General features: G+C 42.3%; 7 tRNA genes. 3 read left to right on the top strand and 4 right to left on the bottom strand.

Going from position 1 to position 1,501, the window contains the following annotated elements:
- Positions 1–4 precede the first annotated feature (4 nt).
- The 4 genes from JIG37_RS19475 to JIG37_RS19460 form a co-directional block, all read right to left on the bottom strand.
- Positions 5–80: transfer RNA gene (locus tag JIG37_RS19475), tRNA-Val, on the bottom strand.
- A 37-nt stretch (positions 81–117) separates the two neighbouring features.
- Positions 118–193, bottom strand: a tRNA-Val gene (locus tag JIG37_RS19470).
- 26 nt (positions 194–219) lie between these two features.
- Positions 220–295: transfer RNA gene (locus JIG37_RS19465), tRNA-Val, on the bottom strand.
- A gap of 36 nt (positions 296–331) precedes the next feature.
- Positions 332–407 (bottom strand) — tRNA-Val (locus tag JIG37_RS19460).
- Between the two features lie 642 nt (positions 408–1,049).
- Here JIG37_RS19460 and JIG37_RS19455 point away from each other — a divergent pair.
- From JIG37_RS19455 to JIG37_RS19445, 3 genes are all read left to right on the top strand, one after another.
- Positions 1,050–1,125, top strand: a tRNA-Ala gene (locus tag JIG37_RS19455).
- Positions 1,126–1,164: 39 nt separating this feature from the next.
- Positions 1,165–1,240 (top strand) — tRNA-Glu (locus JIG37_RS19450).
- A 130-nt stretch (positions 1,241–1,370) separates the two neighbouring features.
- Positions 1,371–1,446, top strand: a tRNA-Glu gene (locus tag JIG37_RS19445).
- Positions 1,447–1,501 lie beyond the last annotated feature (55 nt).

The raw sequence follows: 1,501 nt of genomic DNA, 5'->3' as shown, positions 1-1,501 counted from the left end.
TTAATGGTGGGTCGTACTGGACTTGAACCAGTGACCCTCGCCTTGTAAGGGCGATGCTCTCCCAACTGAGCTAACGACCCATTTAGATTTTTGTAATATGAACACCACTTTAAAAAATGGTGGGTCGTACTGGACTTGAACCAGTGACCCTCGCCTTGTAAGGGCGATGCTCTCCCAACTGAGCTAACGACCCATATTACATACAGCAAATTTTCTTAATGGTGGGTCGTACTGGACTTGAACCAGTGACCCTCGCCTTGTAAGGGCGATGCTCTCCCAACTGAGCTAACGACCCATTAAGAATTTAGATATGAACACCATTAGGGAATAATGGTGGGTCGTACTGGACTTGAACCAGTGACCCTCGCCTTGTAAGGGCGATGCTCTCCCAACTGAGCTAACGACCCATATCTAAAACAACTCATTGCTGCGTTGTTGTGGGGCGCTATTATAGATAGAGTTGTAAATGTGTCAACACTTGAATGAGTAAAAATGTGTTAGATGCAGCTTTTATAAACAATGACATGGCATTTAAGCATTTTTTGGCGAACAAATATGCAATTTACATTCATAAGCTTATATTCAGAGCTTGATCTATAGCTAAATGTCAGTGTAAATCATTCTAAAATGATATGAATACAGCAAATCTTTAAAACGGTTTTTCATATCAATAAATTTGCATCAGTTAATTGCACTCTACTTAGCACTATTAAAAACAAAGCAGGGTAGGGGAAAGTCGTTTTATTTAAAGCTTTAGGTAATGAATTTTATTTTGCATATAAATGTATACCTTTTTAAGGGAGTAAATTAAAAAAGCAAAGAGCCTTTGATAACAAACCAGCAATGCAATTAGCCCAAAATAGCTAATTTGATAGCGCTTTGTATAAAATACCTCCGTAACGGATTGATATTTAGTCAGCTTGTTGAAATTTAAATCATTTAAATAAACTTAGATAAAAAACTGTTGACTTTATTTGGGGGGGTGCATAGAATGCGCCCCGCACTCAGCGATACACAACCAACATTAATTGGTGGTGTGTATGCAAGTCGGGGCTATAGCTCAGCTGGGAGAGCGCTTCGCTGGCAGCGAAGAGGTCTGCGGTTCGATCCCGCATAGCTCCACCAGATTTGCATAGTGTTTGTCCTAGGGTTGCAGTTTTCTGCGTCCCCATCGTCTAGAGGCCTAGGACACCGCCCTTTCACGGCGGTAACAGGGGTTCGAATCCCCTTGGGGACGCCACTTACTTTAAGTAAGTGAGCAATTGCCAAGAGAATAAATGTGTTGGTCTCGAGTACTTACATGTTATTTTAGTAACCTTAACTCCGATATGAGTCAAACTATCATTTAATGTCCTAGTGACACATTTTGTGTCCCCATCGTCTAGAGGCCTAGGACACCGCCCTTTCACGGCGGTAACAGGGGTTCGAATCCCCTTGGGGACGCCACTTATTCAAGTAGGTTATGTGTAGTGGGGCGGTGAACACCGCGCAATCTATGCAC

It is taken from the genome of Pseudoalteromonas sp. bablab_jr010, assembly GCF_016464105.1.
Classification (GTDB): Bacteria; Pseudomonadota; Gammaproteobacteria; order Enterobacterales; family Alteromonadaceae; genus Pseudoalteromonas; species Pseudoalteromonas simplex.
Note: the sequence above shows the minus strand (reverse complement) of the source record. Positions and strands in the feature narration are given on the sequence as shown.